The sequence below is a fragment of the Sphingopyxis sp. BSNA05 genome (assembly GCF_013265645.1).
Classification (GTDB): Bacteria; Pseudomonadota; Alphaproteobacteria; order Sphingomonadales; family Sphingomonadaceae; genus Parasphingorhabdus.
Genome location: NZ_PYIA01000071.1, coordinates 15,514 through 30,431 on the forward strand (window position 1 = coordinate 15,514; position 14,918 = coordinate 30,431).

A 14,918-nucleotide genomic window follows, 5' to 3' on the forward strand; every position below is an offset into this window, starting at 1 on the left:
ACGAGTGGAAGATGGACATGGATCTCGACGGACAATTGATTTGCATATTTGGCGGCGGCGGCTTTCTCGGGCGCTATGTGGCGCAGGCGCTGCTGGAGCGCGGGGCGCGGCTGCGCATTGCCGAGCGCAATATCAAGAATGCGATGCATATCAAACCGCTCGGCAATCTCGGCCAGACGCAATTTGTCAGCGCCGATGTGAACAAAGCCGACAGCGTGGCCCGTGCGGTCCACGGCTGTGACGGCGTGGTCAATCTAGTCGGCATATTGAACGGCAATTTCGAGGCGGTCCATGTCGCCGGCGCGCGCAATGTCGCCGAGGCGGCGGCCGCGGCCGGATGCCGGACGTTGCTGCATATGTCCGCGATCGGCGCCGACAGCGAATCGCCCTCGCGCTATGGCAAGAGCAAGGGCGACGGCGAACAGGCGATTCTCAGAGCCTTTCCCGACGCGATCCTGTTCCGGCCGTCGATCATCTTCGGCCAGGAAGACCAGTTCATCAATCGCTTCGCCGCGATGATCCAGATGTTGCCCGTCGTGCCGATCATCGGCAGCAGCACGAAATTCCAGCCGATCTTCGCCGGCGATGTCGCCGATGCCGCAGCCGAAGCCTTGAGCCATCCGGAACTCTATGCCGGCCAGACCTTCGAGCTGGGCGGGCCGGAAGTGATCAGCATGGGCGATCTCAACCGGCGCATTGCCAGGATGACCGGCCGCGAACGGACCTTTGTCGATGTGCCCGATGCCGCCGCGAAAATATTGGCGATGCTGCCGGGCTCCCCGATCACCACCGATCAGTACAAGATGCTGCAGAAGGACAATATCGTCTCTGCCGGCGCGAAGGGGCTGGACGCTTTCGGCGTGGCACCAACCCCGATCGCGGCCATCGCCAGCGGCTGGATGGAAAATATACCGCGCACGGCCGCTTCGGCGCGCGCGCCAAGGCGATCTAATCGCTGCCAGACAAAGGCGAGACTAGAAAAGCATTAGCAGAGCGATGCCCATCGCGACGCGGTAGACGACAAAGACCATCATCGAGGCCTTGCGCAGAAAGCGCATCAGGAAGGTCATGGTCGCCAGCGCCGCCAGAAAGGTCAGCGCGCCGGTGATCAGCGCTTCTTTCAGCAACGCGCTGCTCGCGCCCATCAGGTCCGGGATGATCAGCACGCCGCGCGGCCACCGCCGGAATCGACAGCAGGAAGGAAAAGCGCGCCGCCTCCACTCTGGTATAGCCCAGGAAGCGGGCTGCGGTCATGGTCACGCCGGAACGGCTGGTGCCGGGGATCAGCGCCATCGCCTGCGCCAGGCCAACAATGATGCCGTCCTTGAGCGTCAGATCCTCGAAGGATTTGACCTGCCGCCCGAAACGGTCGGCGATGCCGAGCAATATGCCGTAGACGATCAGATTGACCGCGACCAATGTGGTGCTGCGGAACCCGTCGAGATAACCGCCCGTCTTGAGGAACAGCCCGACGATCACGGCGGGGATGGTGCCCAAAATGATCCACCAGAACAAGCGCTTCTCGGCCGGCGCCTGGCCGATACCGATGGTGGCCAGCCCGCCGCGGCCCAGAGACCAGACATCCTTGAAGAAATAGGTGATAATCGCGAGCAGCGAACCGACATGGACCGCAATATCGATCATCGGGCCCTGATCGGCATATCCGGTGAAGACCGGCAACAGGATCAAATGGCCCGAAGAGGATATCGGAAGAAATTCGGTAACGCCCTGCACAATCGCGAGGAGCAGCATTTGCATGAAGGTCATTGGACAGCCCGTAATATGGTTTTGCGCTCAATAGCTTTTCAAAATGTCCTTGTCGTGAGGAAAATGCCATGAGGCAAATAGGGCCGATACGATACCGTTTATGGATTGCGAAAAAAATTGCGCATTAACTCAAAACAATCCCCTTATTTTATGACATAATAGCTGTCCTATATTGCAATTTGCGCGTGACTCCTGCCGTTTTTTGGCTAGTTCCGGCGCAACATCCCGGCGACCGGGCTGTCGTGACCATCAAAATTTACAGAAAACGAGTGTCTGGCATGGCTGAAGCCCCGCAGAAATTGGAAATGCTGAAATTTGTCGAGGAGAGCCAGGCCTATCCCGAGAAACGCGACCCCGATCTGCGCGCCGAGGATTTTCGCGAGATTGCAGATCGCTATGCCCCCGACAAGGCAGCCGAACAGGCCGCCCGCTGCTCGCAATGCGGCGTGCCATATTGTTCGGTCCACTGCCCGCTGCACAATCATATTCCCGACTGGCTCCGACTGACCGCCGAGGGCCGGCTGCGCGAAGCCTATGAAATGTCCAACCTGACCTCGACCATGCCGGAAATCTGTGGCCGCATCTGTCCGCAGGACCGCTTGTGCGAGGGCAATTGCGTGATCGAATTTTCCGGCCATGGCGCGGTCACCATCGGGTCGGTGGAAAAATATATCACCGACACCGCCTGGGAAGAAGGCTGGGTCGAGCCGCTGCAGCCGGGTCGCCCCAAGGGCCAGTCGGTCGGCATCATCGGCGCCGGGCCGGCGGGTCTGACCGCTGCGGAATATCTGCGCGTCGCCGGCTATGATGTGCATGTCTATGACCGGCACGACCGCGCTGGCGGGTTGCTGACTTATGGTATTCCCGGGTTCAAGCTGGAAAAGCATGTGATCATGCGGCGGGTACAGCGGTTGAAGGATGGCGGCATCGCCTTCCACGAGAATTTCGAAGTCGGTCGCGACGCGACGCTGGACGAATTGCGCGACAAGCATGACGCGGTTCTGATCGCAACCGGCGTCTACAAGGCCCGCGAAATCCAGATGCCGGGGGTTGGCGCACCGGGCGTCGAGGAAGCGCTCGATTTCCTGATCGCTTCCAACCGCAAGAGCTTTGGCGACACCGTTCCCGACTTCGACAATGGCCGTTTTGATGCCAAGGGCAAGAATGTCGTGGTCATCGGCGGCGGCGACACCGCGATGGATTGCGTCCGCACCTCGATCCGGCAGGGCGCGAAATCGGTCAAATGCCTCTATCGCCGCGACCGCGCCAATATGCCCGGTTCGCAGAATGAAGTGCGCAATGCCGAGGAAGAGGGCGTCGAATTTGTCTGGCTGTCCGCCCCGAAAGCGGTCGAGGGCACCGACCATGTCACAGCGGTCAAGGCGAACAGGATGCGTCTTGGCGCGCCCGATGCCAGCGGCCGCCGGTCGCCGGAAGTAGAGCCGGACAGCGATTTTACCGTCGAGGCCGATCTGGTGATCAAGGCGCTCGGCTTTGATGCAGAAGACCTGCCTGGCCTGTTTGGTTCGCCGGACCTCTCCGTCACCCGCTGGGGCACTTTGCGGGTCGATCACAAGTCAATGATGACCAATCTGGAAGGCGTGTTCGCCGCCGGTGATATTGTCCGCGGTGCCAGTCTGGTCGTCTGGGGCATCCGGGACGGCCGCGATGTAACCGAGCATATGCACCGGTTTTGAAAGAGAAGAAGCTGGCGGAAAAGGTGGCGGCGTGACGATTTTGATCCCTCTCTTGCTGGCCGTTATCGCGCCGGTTGCTCCCGCCGCAGATTATAGCGGCGTCACGGTGGAGCCACAGCCCGTGTCACCCGCTCTGCAGCTTTCGCGGATTTTGAACAGCGAAATCAATATCATTGGCGATGCCGACGATGACCAGCAAGCAGTGGAAATGATGCAGGAGCTTTTTGACAGTGACCCCGAGATGGCCGAAATGGAACGAGACTATCCTGGTATTGTAAAGCAGTTCGCCGAGGCGATGCTGCCAATCATCAACAAGTCTAGCCTCGAAAGACTGCCGCAATTGCAGGCGAGGCAGGCGGCGCTTTATCAGGATACCTTCACCGACCCCGAGCTGGCGGCCCTGATTGAGTTTTATTCCTCGCCAACCGGTCGAAAACTGGTGGCGCAAACGCTGGATACGATTGCCTTTGACACCACAATGACTGAAATGAAACAATCTCCGGATTTTGAATATAGCGCTGCATCAACGGTAGCAGACACCCGCGCCGCTGGCGCCAAAATTGCGACGGGGATGGATCGGCAGGATCAGCTTACATTAGCTGAATTCGGACGCAGCGGACTGATGCCAAAATTGCAGGCGATGGCGCTGAAAACCCATCAGATCGTGATTGACTGGAACAATGAATATGCTCCCGGAGAAGAGGCCGCGCTGGACGCCGCGATTGAGACCATTTTGGACAAACGCATGGAGAGTATGGATGAATAAGGTCCCTTTCGCCGCGTTGTTTGCAATCATGGCTGCTCCTGCTTTGGCCGCCGCGCCAACGCCCACGGAACGTGGCGATAACAGTGCCAGCGCCGATGCTGAGGGAACAGATCCGGCCCGCCTCGCCGCTGCCGAGGTCACGATCGACTATCTGTTCCCGCTCGGCACCTATGAGCGGATGATGAAGGGTACGATGGACCAGATGATGGACAGCATCATCAGCCAGAGTTTCGACCGTCCGATGGCAGAAACCATGAAAGGCTATGGCGTCAATGATGCGGCGATAGAGGAAATGGGCGATGCATCCATCAATGACATGATGCTGGAACGGGACCCGCATTTTAAGGAGCGGATGCAAATATCGACCAAAGTCATAACCAATGAAATGGTCGACCTGATGACCGCCATGGAACCGGCTATTCGCGAAACACTTGCAAACATCTATGCCCGAAAGTTCACGGCTGACCAACTGGCCGAAATGAACGCCTTTTTGCTACCGAAACCGGCGGCGCCTTTGCTCGTGACTATATGATGGTCTTTGTCGATCCGGAAATGATGCAGTCGATGATGAGCTTCGTACCGGAGATGATGCAGGCCATGCCGGCGATCATGAAAAAAGTCGAGGAAGCGACCGCCCATCTTCCGCCGGTCAAGACCGAGGCGCACCTGCAGGAAAACGACGAATGACGCACCTTTACCCCACGCCCGAACATGAACGCCTCGCGCGCGAAGGCATGTACCGCCCGGAATTCGAAGGGGACGCCTGTGGTGTCGGACTGGTCGCGGCCACCGACGGCAAGCCGTCACGGCGCGTTGTGTCCTCGGCCATCGATGCGCTGAAAGCGGTCTGGCACCGGGGTGCGGTGGATGCCGATGGCAAGACCGGCGACGGTGCCGGCCTGCATGTCGACCTGCCCGAGCGATTCTTCGACGATGCAATTGCCGACAGCGGCCACAAGGTCCGCCCGAACCGGTTGGCCGTCGGCATGATCTTCCTGCCGCGCACCGACCTCAATGCCCAGGAAATGTGCCGCACCATTGTCGAGGCCGAGATCATCGAATCCGGCTATACCATCTACGGCTGGCGTCAGGTGCCGGTCAACGTATCGGTAATCGGCCAGAAGGCCCAGAACACCCGCCCCGAGATCGAACAGATCATGATTGCCGGGCCGATGCCGGACAAGCAGGACGCGCGCGAATTCGAGAAAAATCTCTATCTCATCCGCCGCCGGATCGAGAAGAAAGTGATCGCGGCGCAGATTCAGGATTTCTACATCTGCAGCCTGTCCTGCCGCTCGATCATCTACAAGGGCCTGTTCCTCGCCGAATCCCTGTCGGTTTTCTATCCCGACCTGACCGACGAGCGGTTCGAAAGCCGGGTGGCCATTTTCCACCAGCGCTATTCGACCAATACATTCCCGCAATGGTGGCTGGCCCAGCCGTTCCGCTGTCTCGCCCATAATGGCGAGATCAATACTATCCGCGGCAACAAGAACTGGATGAAGAGCCACGAGATCAAGATGGCGAGCCTCGCCTTTGGCGACCATAGCGAGGATATCAAGCCAGTGATCCCGGCGGGCTCCTCCGACACTGCCGCTCTCGACGCGGTGTTCGAGACCATCTGCCGCTCCGGCCGCGATGCGCCGACCGCGAAGATCATGCTGGTCCCCGAAGCCTGGCAGAACAACCCGGATATCGATCCCGCTCATCAGGCGATGTACGAATATATGGCGAGCGTCATGGAGCCGTGGGACGGACCGGCGGCGCTGGCGATGACCGACGGCCACTGGGCGGTTGCCGGCGTCGACCGCAATGCGTTACGTCCGCTGCGCTATTCGGTCACCGCTGACAATCTGCTGATCATCGGCTCGGAATCCGGCATGGTCGTGGTTCCGGAAAGCCAGGTCATCGAAAAAGGCCGTCTTGGCCCGGGCCAGATGATCGCCGTCGATCTCGACGAAGGCGCCCTGTTCAAGGACCGCGAGCTCAAGGACCGGATCGCGGCGGAAGAGCCCTATGCCGATCTGGTCAAGGGATTCCTGACCGTCGACGATCTGCCGCCCGCTCCGGAAAATTCCGGCATGGGCTATTCCAGGGAAGAACTGATCCGCCGCCAGACCGCGGCCGGCCATACGCTGGAGGACATGGAAATGATCCTCGCGCCGATGGTCGAGGATGCCAAGGAAGCAATCGGTTCGATGGGCGATGATACGCCGCTCGCGGTGATCAGCGTCAAGCCGCGCCAGATCAGCCATTTCTTCAAGCAGAATTTCTCCCAGGTTACGAACCCGCCGATCGACAGTCTGCGCGAACGCCATGTGATGAGTCTGCGCACGCGCTTCTCCAATCTGGCGAATATTCTGGAGCAGGACAGCCAGAATGAAGATGTCATGGTGCTGGATAGTCCGGTGCTGAGCTGCGCCCTGTGGGAGCGGCTGAAGCTCGGCTTTGGCGATGCGGTGGCGCAGATCGACTGCACCATGAGCACCAGCGGCGGAGCGATCGAGCTGCGCGATGCGCTCGCCCGCATCCGCTCCGAGGCGGAACAGGCGGTGCGCGCCGGCAAGACCGAGATTTTCCTCACCGACGAGGATATTGACGAGGACCGGATGGCGATCTCGATGGTGATCGCGACCGCGGCGGTGCACACGCATCTCGTCCGCAAGGGTCTGCGCTCCTACGCCTCGGTCAACGTCCGCGCGGCGGAATGTCTCGACACCCATTGCTATGCCGTGCTGGTCGGGGTCGGTGCAACCACGGTCAACGCCTATATGGCGGAAGCGGCTATTGCCGACCGCCATGCGCGCGGCCTGTTCGGCGAACTGACTCTGGACGAGTGCCTCGCCCGGCACAAGAAAGCGGTCGACGACGGGCTGCTCAAGATCATGTCGAAAATGGGCATCGCGGTCATTTCCAGCTATCGCGGCGGCTATAATTTCGAGGCCGTCGGCCTGTCCCGCGCCTGTGCAACGATCTCTTCCCCGGCATGCCGACCAAGATTTCCGGCGAAGGCTATGCCTCTTTGTTCATCAACGCCCAGGAAAAGCACGAGGCGGCCTTTGAACCGGCAGTGGTGCGCTTGCCGGTCGGCGGCTTCTACAAGCAGCGCGATGGCGGCGAGGCCCATGCCTATGGCGCCCATATGATGCACCTGCTGCAATCGGCGGTCGCGCATGACAGCTATTCCTCCTATCTGCAATTTTCGCAGGCGGTGCGCGAGATGGAGCCGATCTATCTGCGCGATCTGATGGAATTCAACTATGCGCCCGAACCCGTGCCGATCGACGAGGTCGAGGCGATCACCGAAGTCCGCAAGCGGTTTAACACGCCGGGCATGAGCCTGGGCGCGCTGAGCCCCGAAGCGCACGAAACACTCGCCATCGCGATGAACCGGATCGGCGCGAAATCCGTGTCCGGCGAAGGCGGCGAAGAGAAACGCCGTTACACGCCGTTCGAAAATGGCGACAATGCTTCCAGCCCGATCAAGCAGGTGGCTTCCGGCCGCTTTGGCGTGACCTCGGAATATCTCGGCGCCTGCGAGGAAATCGAGATCAAGGTCGCGCAGGGCGCCAAGCCCGGCGAAGGCGGCCAGCTGCCCGGTTTCAAGGTCACCGAATTCATCGCCAAGCTGCGCCACTCGACGCCCGGCGTCACCCTGATCTCGCCGCCGCCGCATCATGATATCTACTCGATCGAGGATCTCGCCCAGCTGATCTACGATCTCAAGCAGATCAACCCGCGCGCGCGCGTTTGCGTCAAGCTGGTCTCCTCGGCCGGGATCGGCACAATCGCCGCCGGCGTCGCCAAGGCCCATGCCGATGTCATCCTGATCTCCGGCAATACCGGCGGCACCGGCGCGTCGCCGCAAACCTCGATCAAATTTGCCGGCACCCCCTGGGAAATGGGCTTGACCGAAGCCAATCAGGTGCTCACCCTCAACGGCCTGCGTCACCGGGTGAAGCTGCGCACCGATGGCGGACTGAAGACCGGCCGCGACATCGTCATCGCCGCGATCCTCGGGGCCGAGGAATTCGGTATCGGCACGCTCAGCCTGGTCGCGATGGGCTGCATCATGGTCCGCCAGTGCCACAGCAACACCTGCCCGGTCGGCGTCTGCGTGCAAGACGAGAAATTGCGCGAAAAATTCACCGGCACGCCGGAAAAGGTGATCAACCTGATGACTTATATGGCCGAGGAAGTGCGCGAGATACTGGCGCGTCTCGGCTATCGCTCGCTGAACGAAATCATCGGCCGCACCGAACTCTTGCGTCAGGTCAGCCGCGGCGCAGAGCATCTCGATGATCTCGACCTCAACCCGATCCTCGCCAAGGTCGACGCGCGCGATGACCAGCGCAGCTTCAACATCGACACGCCGCGCAACGAAGTACCGGACAGTCTCGACGCGGAAATGATCGACGACGCGAAGCCGGTGTTCGAGCGGCGGGAGAAAATGCAGCTCACCTATACCGTGCGCAACACCCACCGTGCGGTCGGCACCCGCTTCTCGGCCGAGATCACTGCCAAATATGGCATGAGCACGCTCAACGAGGACCATGTCCATATCCGCCTGCGCGGATCGGCCGGCCAGTCTCTCGGCGCCTTCCTCTGCCAGGGGATCACGCTGGAAGTGTTCGGCGATTCCAATGACTATGTCGGCAAGGGCCTGTGCGGCGGCAAGATCGTCGTCCGTCCGATGGTCAGCTCGCCGCTGGTCAGCCAGGACAATACGATCATCGGCAATACCGTGCTTTACGGCGCCACCGCCGGGCAACTCTATGCTGCCGGACAGGCGGGCGAGCGTTTCGCGGTGCGCAACAGCGGTGCGGACGTGGTGGTCGAGGGCTGCGGCGCCAATGGCTGCGAATATATGACCGGCGGCAATGCGGTCATCCTGGGCCCCGTCGGCAGCAATTTCGGTGCCGGCATGACCGGCGGCATGGCCTTCATTCTCGACACAGGGGGCGATTTCGAGAAACAGGCCAATGGCGAGAGCATCATCTGGCAGCGCCTCGACAGCAGCTATTGGGAAGCGCATCTGCGCGCGCTGATCGAGCGGCACCACCAGACCACCGACAGCAACTGGTCCGAAGCCATATTGCGCGACTGGGACCGCTGGCGGGATCGCTTCTGGCAGGTCTGTCCCAAGGAAATGGTCAGCCGGATCGCGCAACCTTTATCGGTTAAAGAGGCGATGGAAGCGGCGGAGTGAGTTTGTGAGTTGGAAAATTCAACGCGCTTATTGGATCTGGAAAGTCAAACGCGAGCGGGGCCTGTTCTTGCTCGCGTTAGGCCTCGGGGCCATTTTCGCTCTGCTATATTACATCCATACGACGGGATTCTGGGCAGCGACAAAAATCCACCTGAATTTGTCTCGGGAACTTTGGTGAAAATCTGGCAGCCATCAGTCACAGAAGTTCCCACTTACGTGACCTTGTTGAAAGTGAAGATGGATGACGGGAGCCATGTGCAATTAAAGGGGACAAGCAAGTTGATTGTCGATTGCTCAATCGGAGACAATGTCGAAATACTGAAATATACGAATGAAAACGACACAAGTTATTTTCGCATTGGCCCGAGAGCGTGCCTTGATGCCACCTAGATAATGTTCTTATCATGCTCCCTGCACCATCCCATCCTTCTCCGCATGACAAACCCAGAAATGTAATTTCTGGATTAGAAGTGCTAGCAATGCCTAGCTGCATATCTGCGTCGCCCATGCGAATTTAAGAAGGAAAAGCCATGCCCAAAATAACCCCCAACTACGTCGAAATGAAAGCCAGCGATCTACCCGCTAGCAAGGCCTTCTACGAAAAAGCCTTCGGCTTTGCCTTCACCGATTATGGTCCGGGATATGCGGCGGTCGAAGGCGGACCGGTACAAATCGGCATTGCAGCAGGATCGGAGCCGGTTGCCCCGATGCCAACATTCGAGAGCGACGATCTCCAAGCATCTCTCGCGCAAGTGAAGGCCGCGAACGGTGAAATCGTCGAAGAAATTTTCGCATTCCCCGGCGGACGGCGGTTCGAGTGCCTTGATCCGGCGGCAACCGGCTGGCAATATATCAAGCGGATTAGTCCAATCCCAAATGGCAATTGTCCATTTCCACCAAGGCACGTCGTTGCGAGCGTAGCGAAGCAATCCAGAGCGTCGCGCGTGCGGCTCCGGATTGCCACGTCGCCTGCGGCTCCTCGCAATGACGTTACTCCTTGTTCGAAACGGACAATTGTCCCCCAATCTGGGGGTAAAATTCGCTCACCAATGCATCAAGTCTCTTCCCCCCGTGCCCAATCGCGATTAAGCGATACCCATGTGGCAGTTGTACCAATTCCCTCTTTGTCCGTTTTCGCGCAAAGTCCGCTTGCTGCTGGGCGAGAAGTCGGTTGGCTATGAGCTGGTGCGCGAATCACCATGGGACCAGCGCGACGAATTTCTGGAGATGAACCCGACCGGCCGGACACCGGTGATGAAGCATAGCGAGCGTGGCTTCCATCTGGTCGATAGCGTCGCCATTTGCGAATATATCGAGGAAACGGTCGAGAAGGCCCCGATGATCAACGGCACGGCGGTCAACCGCGCCGAGATTCGCCGCCTGGCCGCCTGGTTTGACGAACAATTTTACGGCGATGTCACCGCACCGATGCTGCACGAGCGGATGCACAAGAGGCTGGTCCGGCGCGAGCCGCCCGATGCCAAGATCTTGCGCGAAGCCATGCGCCGGGCGAATTCGCATCTCGACTATATCGACTATCTGATCGACCACCGCAGCTGGCTGGCCGGGGCGACGATGAGTCTCGCCGATCTGGCGGCAGCCGCCCAGATTTCCGTTGCCGATTATCTTGGCACAATCGACTGGACAGGACACAAGCAGACCAAGGACTGGTACAGCATGTTCAAGTCCCGCCCGTCCTTCCGGCCCTTATTGTCCGAACGGATGGAGGTGATCGCACCGCCGCCCCATTATGAAAAAGTGGATTTTTGACGCACCACGGAATGCGATAGCGTTGCGCAGCGTCAACCCCGGACTTCATCCGGGGTCTGGTTACGACAACCCTAAAGCGTTTTGATCATCAACACCTTGTCCATGCCCGGCGCAAAGCCGTCTTTTTCCCGACCGGTTTCGACAAATCCGAATTTCGCGAAAAAGGGCGCGATCCGCGGCGTGGTGGATAGGTCGGCTTCGCTAAAGTCGCCGGACCTGATAATTTCCTGCAGCCGGTGCTCGGTCAGCAGTCGTCCGAGACCATCGCCGTGGAGCGTTTGATCGACCATGCCCCAGGTAAAGCGCGCCTGCCCCTGCCCTTCTCTGGCAAAGCCACCGCAACCGACAATCCGCCCGTCCTTTTCGATACAGAAATACTGCCCTTTCGGCCGGTCGAGAAATTCGACAAACAGGTGTCGCTCTGTCGGATCGAAAAATCCGGGACATTGCTGTCAAACAGGGCAAGGCAGGCGTTCTTGTCGGCAATGGCATAGGGCCGGACTTCGACCATCAGGCTTTGACGACAGTCATCAGATAGTTGAGCGACAGATTGTCGGACAGCGCGAAACCTTTCGACGGACTGTAGGACAGGCCGCTGGTGTCCACGACCTCGAGGCCGGCACTGTTGAGCAGCTTCTCCAGCTCTTCCGGCCTGATAAACTGTTCGTGATGGTGGGTCCCGCGCGGAATCTGCCCGGTCCGCTCGGCCAGCTCGACCAGCAACAGGTTGGAAAGCGCCGTGCGATTGGGAGTGGAGATGATCATAAGCCCGTCATCGGCCAGCGAGCCGGCCAGACCGTTGACGAAAGCCTGCGGGTCATCGACATGTTCGATCACCTCCAGCGAGGTCACCAGATCGAAATCCTTGCCTGCAAAATCCTCGATTGCCTCGTTGCGATAGTCGATATCCAGCCCCTGCGGTGCGGCATGGGCCCGCGCCACAGCGATATTTTCCGCCGCCGCATCCAGGCCGGTCACCCGCGCGCCCAGCCTTGCCAGCGGTTCGCAGAGCAGGCCCGCACCGCATCCGACATCGAGCGCTGTCCTGCCGGCAAGCGGCCTGAACAGACTGCTGTCGCAGTGGAAATGCAGATCGCTCGCGTCCCGGATATAGGCCAGCCGCACCGGGTTGAGACGGTGCAACATCGCCGACGAGCCCTTCGGGTCCCACCAGTCTGCGGCCAGTGCACCGAAATGCGCGGCTTCTTCGGGCTTGATCGTGCTACTTGCCTTTGTCATGTCGCCTCTTTATCAGGCTTTTCAATCCTGTTCAGGCCCTTTTTATCGAAAGTTTTAGCGACAGCAGCATGGCACGCATAGTGATGAAATTCGGCGGCACCTCGATGGCCGGAATTGAACGTATCCGCCGGGTGGCGCAGATCGTCAAACAACAGTCCGACGCCGGTCACGAAGTCGCGGTGGTGGTCTCCGCCATGGCCGGCGACACCGACCGGCTGGTCAATTTCTGCCGCGAAGCCAGTTCGCTTTACGATCCGGCGGAATATGACGTGGTCGTGCCTCCGGCGAACAAGTGACTTCGGGCCTGCTCGCCATTGCCTTGCAGTCCCTTGGCGCCAAGGCGCGCAGCTGGCTCGGCTGGCAAATGCCGATCCATACGATCGAAGCGCACAGCAAGGCGCGGATCGATTCGATCGACGCAACGGCGCTGACCACGGCCATGCAGAGCGGCGAAATCGCGATTATCCCCGGCTTTCAGGGCGTTAGCGACAATGGCCGGATCACGACGCTGGGACGCGGCGGATCCGATACCAGCGCGGTTGCCATGGCGGCCGCGGTGAAGGCCGACCGCTGCGACATCTATACCGACGTCGATGGCGTCTATACGTCCGATCCCCGGATCGTGACCCGGGCGCGCAAACTGAAAACCGTGACCTTCGAGGAAATGCTCGAACTGGCGAGCGTCGGGGCAAAGGTTTTGCAGACCCGCTCGGTCGGACTGGCGATGAAGGAAGGCGTGCGCATCCAGGTGCTGTCCTCCTTCACCGACGAAAATACCAACTGGACCGCCGACGACCTGCCCGGAACAATGATTATCAGCGAAGACGAAATGGAGACGGACGATATGGAAGGCCAATTGATTACCGGCATCGCCCACGACAAGAATGAATCCAAGATTACCCTGACCCGTGTCCCCGACAAGCCCGGCGCGGTCGCCAATATCTTCGCGCCCCTCGCCGATGCCGCGATCAATGTCGACATGATCATCCAGAATGTCGGCCGCGAGAAGGGCGAGACCGACGTGACCTTCACCGTGCCCAGCGCCGACCTCGACCAGGCGATGCAGGTGCTGGAAGCGCCCGCGAAGGCATCGGTTTCAACCGCCTGATCCCCGACAGCAATGTCGCGAAAATCTCGGTCGTCGGCGTCGGCATGAAGAGCCATGCCGGCATTGCCGCCACCATGTTCAAGGCACTGGCCGAACGCGGCGTCAATATCCAGGCGATCACCACTTCGGAAATCAAGGTCAGCGTGCTGATCGAGGAAGACTATACCGAACTGGCGCTGCGCGTGCTGCACACGGCTTATGGCCTGGACGCAGAGGATGCGGCCTGAAGCCAAACGGACCAACTCCGGCGCGTCATCGCACGCGGAACCAAAATTTGTGAACAAGGATCTTTTATCTTGAGCGATCTCCAAAGCCTGATGCAACGCGGCACCGATTTTCTTGGCTGCGAGACCGCGATCATGTGCGGGGCGATGTCCTGGGTATCCGAGCGCAATCTGGTCAGCGCGATTTCCAACGCTGGCGGCTTTGGCGTGATTGCCTGCGGCGCGATGACTCCCGAACTGCTCGACACCGAGATTGCCGAAACGAAGAAGCGCACCGACAAGCCCTTTGGCGTCAATCTGATCACCATGCACCCCGATCTGATGGAGCTGATTGCCATTTGCGGCAAGCATCAGGTCAACCATGTCGTGCTCGCCGGCGGCCTGCCGCCCAAGGGCAGCCTCGAGGCGATCAAGGAAACCGGCGCCAAGGTGATCTGCTTTGCCCCGGCCATGGCGCTGGCCAAGAAATTCGTCCGCTCCGGCGTTGATGCTATTGTCATCGAGGGCATGGAAGCGGGCGGCCATATCGGACCGGTATCGACTTCGGTACTGGCGCAAGAAATATTGCCGGAGATCGCCGATCAGCTGCCGGTCTTTGTTGCCGGCGGCATTGGCACGGGTGACATGATCGCCGCCTATCTCGAAATGGGGGCCAGCGGCGTCCAGCTCGGCACCCGCTTTGTCTGCGCCCATGAATCGATCGCCCATCCGGATTTCAAGAAAGCCTTCATCCGCGGCAACGCCCGCGATGCGATCACCAGCGTCCAGGTTGATCCACGGCTGCCGGTAATCCCGGTCCGCGCGCTGAAAAACAAGGGCACCGAAGAATTTACCCGCAAGCAGATCGAAGTCGCCAAACTGTTGGATTCGGGCGCGATAGAAATGGGCGAAGCGCAGCTACAAATTGAACATTTTTGGGCAGGAGCGCTCCGAAAAGCGGTCATAGATGGCGATATTGAGCACGGAAGTGTCATGGCCGGGCAGTCGGTCGGCATGGTCAAGGCCGAGGAATCCGTGGCCGAAATTATCAAATCTTTGATCGAACAGGCCGAAACCGCCCTGGCCCGCTAGGATGGACCGTTGCGCTTCGCTGCATCATCTGTCTTGCTTCGGTAACACAGTTTCGGCATAGCGGGCG

The 14,918-nt window shown here is 59.7% G+C and carries 9 protein-coding genes and 4 pseudogenes; 10 read left to right on the plus strand and 3 right to left on the minus strand.

The annotated features are described in order from the left end of the window. Positions 1 to 17: 17 nt before the first annotated feature. Positions 18 to 952, plus strand: a pseudogene (locus C8024_RS07785) (complex I NDUFA9 subunit family protein). Here C8024_RS07785 and C8024_RS07790 read toward each other — a convergent pair. Beyond that, positions 949 to 1,767, minus strand: a complete 819-nt coding sequence (locus tag C8024_RS07790) for an undecaprenyl-diphosphate phosphatase (RefSeq protein ID WP_254305700.1) — start codon at positions 1,765 to 1,767, stop codon at positions 949 to 951. The pseudogene C8024_RS07785 and the gene C8024_RS07790 sit on opposite strands and share 4 nt — an antisense overlap. Positions 1,768 to 2,045: 278 nt before the next feature. Between C8024_RS07790 and C8024_RS07795 the strand changes: the two genes are divergently transcribed. The 7 genes and pseudogenes from C8024_RS07795 to C8024_RS07825 all read left to right on the plus strand — a co-directional run bounded on the left by C8024_RS07795 (position 2,046) and on the right by C8024_RS07825 (position 11,209). Further along, positions 2,046 to 3,464, plus strand: coding sequence for an NAD(P)-dependent oxidoreductase (locus C8024_RS07795; RefSeq protein ID WP_173203923.1), 1,419 nt, complete (start codon positions 2,046 to 2,048; stop codon positions 3,462 to 3,464). Positions 3,465 to 3,615: 151 nt separating this feature from the next. After that, entirely contained in the window at positions 3,616 to 4,230 is a 615-nt protein-coding gene (locus C8024_RS07800; RefSeq protein ID WP_173203925.1) for a DUF2059 domain-containing protein, read from the plus strand. Continuing rightward, positions 4,223 to 4,762 carry a hypothetical protein gene (locus tag C8024_RS07805; RefSeq protein ID WP_173203927.1) on the plus strand — a complete coding sequence of 180 codons (540 nt, stop codon included), beginning with the start codon at positions 4,223 to 4,225 and terminating at the stop codon, positions 4,760 to 4,762. Before C8024_RS07800 ends, C8024_RS07805 begins: the two co-directional genes overlap by 8 nt. Next, positions 4,759 to 4,917, plus strand: a complete 159-nt coding sequence (locus C8024_RS07810) for a hypothetical protein (protein WP_173203929.1) — start codon at positions 4,759 to 4,761, stop codon at positions 4,915 to 4,917. The genes C8024_RS07805 and C8024_RS07810 overlap by 4 nt, the downstream gene beginning before the upstream one ends. Continuing rightward, positions 4,914 to 9,439: pseudogene (gltB, locus tag C8024_RS07815) on the plus strand (glutamate synthase large subunit). The gene C8024_RS07810 and the pseudogene gltB overlap by 4 nt, the downstream one beginning before the upstream one ends. Positions 9,440 to 9,969: 530 nt before the next feature. After that, entirely contained in the window at positions 9,970 to 10,620 is a 651-nt protein-coding gene (locus tag C8024_RS07820) for a VOC family protein (RefSeq protein WP_173203931.1), read from the plus strand. Beyond that, positions 10,538 to 11,209 (plus strand): glutathione S-transferase family protein, encoded by a 672-nt coding sequence (locus tag C8024_RS07825; RefSeq protein WP_173203933.1) that lies wholly within the window; start codon positions 10,538 to 10,540, stop codon positions 11,207 to 11,209. The genes C8024_RS07820 and C8024_RS07825 overlap by 83 nt, the downstream gene beginning before the upstream one ends. A 71-nt stretch (positions 11,210 to 11,280) precedes the next feature. Here C8024_RS07825 and C8024_RS07830 read toward each other — a convergent pair. Both C8024_RS07830 and ubiG read right to left on the minus strand, forming a co-directional pair. After that, positions 11,281 to 11,631 (minus strand): annotated as a pseudogene (locus C8024_RS07830) (GNAT family N-acetyltransferase); the annotation flags it as partial. Between the two features lie 88 nt (positions 11,632 to 11,719). Continuing rightward, entirely contained in the window at positions 11,720 to 12,448 is a 729-nt protein-coding gene (gene ubiG, locus C8024_RS07835) for a bifunctional 2-polyprenyl-6-hydroxyphenol methylase/3-demethylubiquinol 3-O-methyltransferase UbiG (protein WP_173203935.1), read from the minus strand. Between the two features lie 68 nt (positions 12,449 to 12,516). Between ubiG and C8024_RS07840 the strand changes: the two are divergent. Further along, positions 12,517 to 13,783: pseudogene (locus tag C8024_RS07840) on the plus strand (aspartate kinase). 90 nt (positions 13,784 to 13,873) lie between these two features. Beyond that, positions 13,874 to 14,851, plus strand: coding sequence for a nitronate monooxygenase family protein (locus C8024_RS07845; RefSeq protein ID WP_173203954.1), 978 nt, complete (start codon positions 13,874 to 13,876; stop codon positions 14,849 to 14,851). The last annotated feature ends 67 nt before the right edge of the window (positions 14,852 to 14,918 follow it).

Bases quoted from the DNA above. Each gene is read 5' to 3' on its own strand.
- C8024_RS07790 (WP_254305700.1), bottom strand. From the start codon at position 1,767: ATGACCTTCATGCAAATGCTGCTCCTCGCGATTGTGCAGGGCGTTACC.
- C8024_RS07795 (WP_173203923.1), top strand. From the start codon at position 2,046: ATGGCTGAAGCCCCGCAGAAATTGGAAATGCTGAAATTTGTCGAGGAG.
- C8024_RS07805 (WP_173203927.1), top strand. From the start codon at position 4,223: ATGAATAAGGTCCCTTTCGCCGCGTTGTTTGCAATCATGGCTGCTCCT.
- C8024_RS07810 (WP_173203929.1), top strand. From the start codon at position 4,759: ATGATGGTCTTTGTCGATCCGGAAATGATGCAGTCGATGATGAGCTTC.
- C8024_RS07820 (WP_173203931.1), top strand. From the start codon at position 9,970: ATGCCCAAAATAACCCCCAACTACGTCGAAATGAAAGCCAGCGATCTA.
- C8024_RS07825 (WP_173203933.1), top strand. From the start codon at position 10,538: ATGTGGCAGTTGTACCAATTCCCTCTTTGTCCGTTTTCGCGCAAAGTC.
- ubiG (WP_173203935.1), bottom strand. From the start codon at position 12,448: ATGACAAAGGCAAGTAGCACGATCAAGCCCGAAGAAGCCGCGCATTTC.
- C8024_RS07845 (WP_173203954.1), top strand. From the start codon at position 13,874: ATGCAACGCGGCACCGATTTTCTTGGCTGCGAGACCGCGATCATGTGC.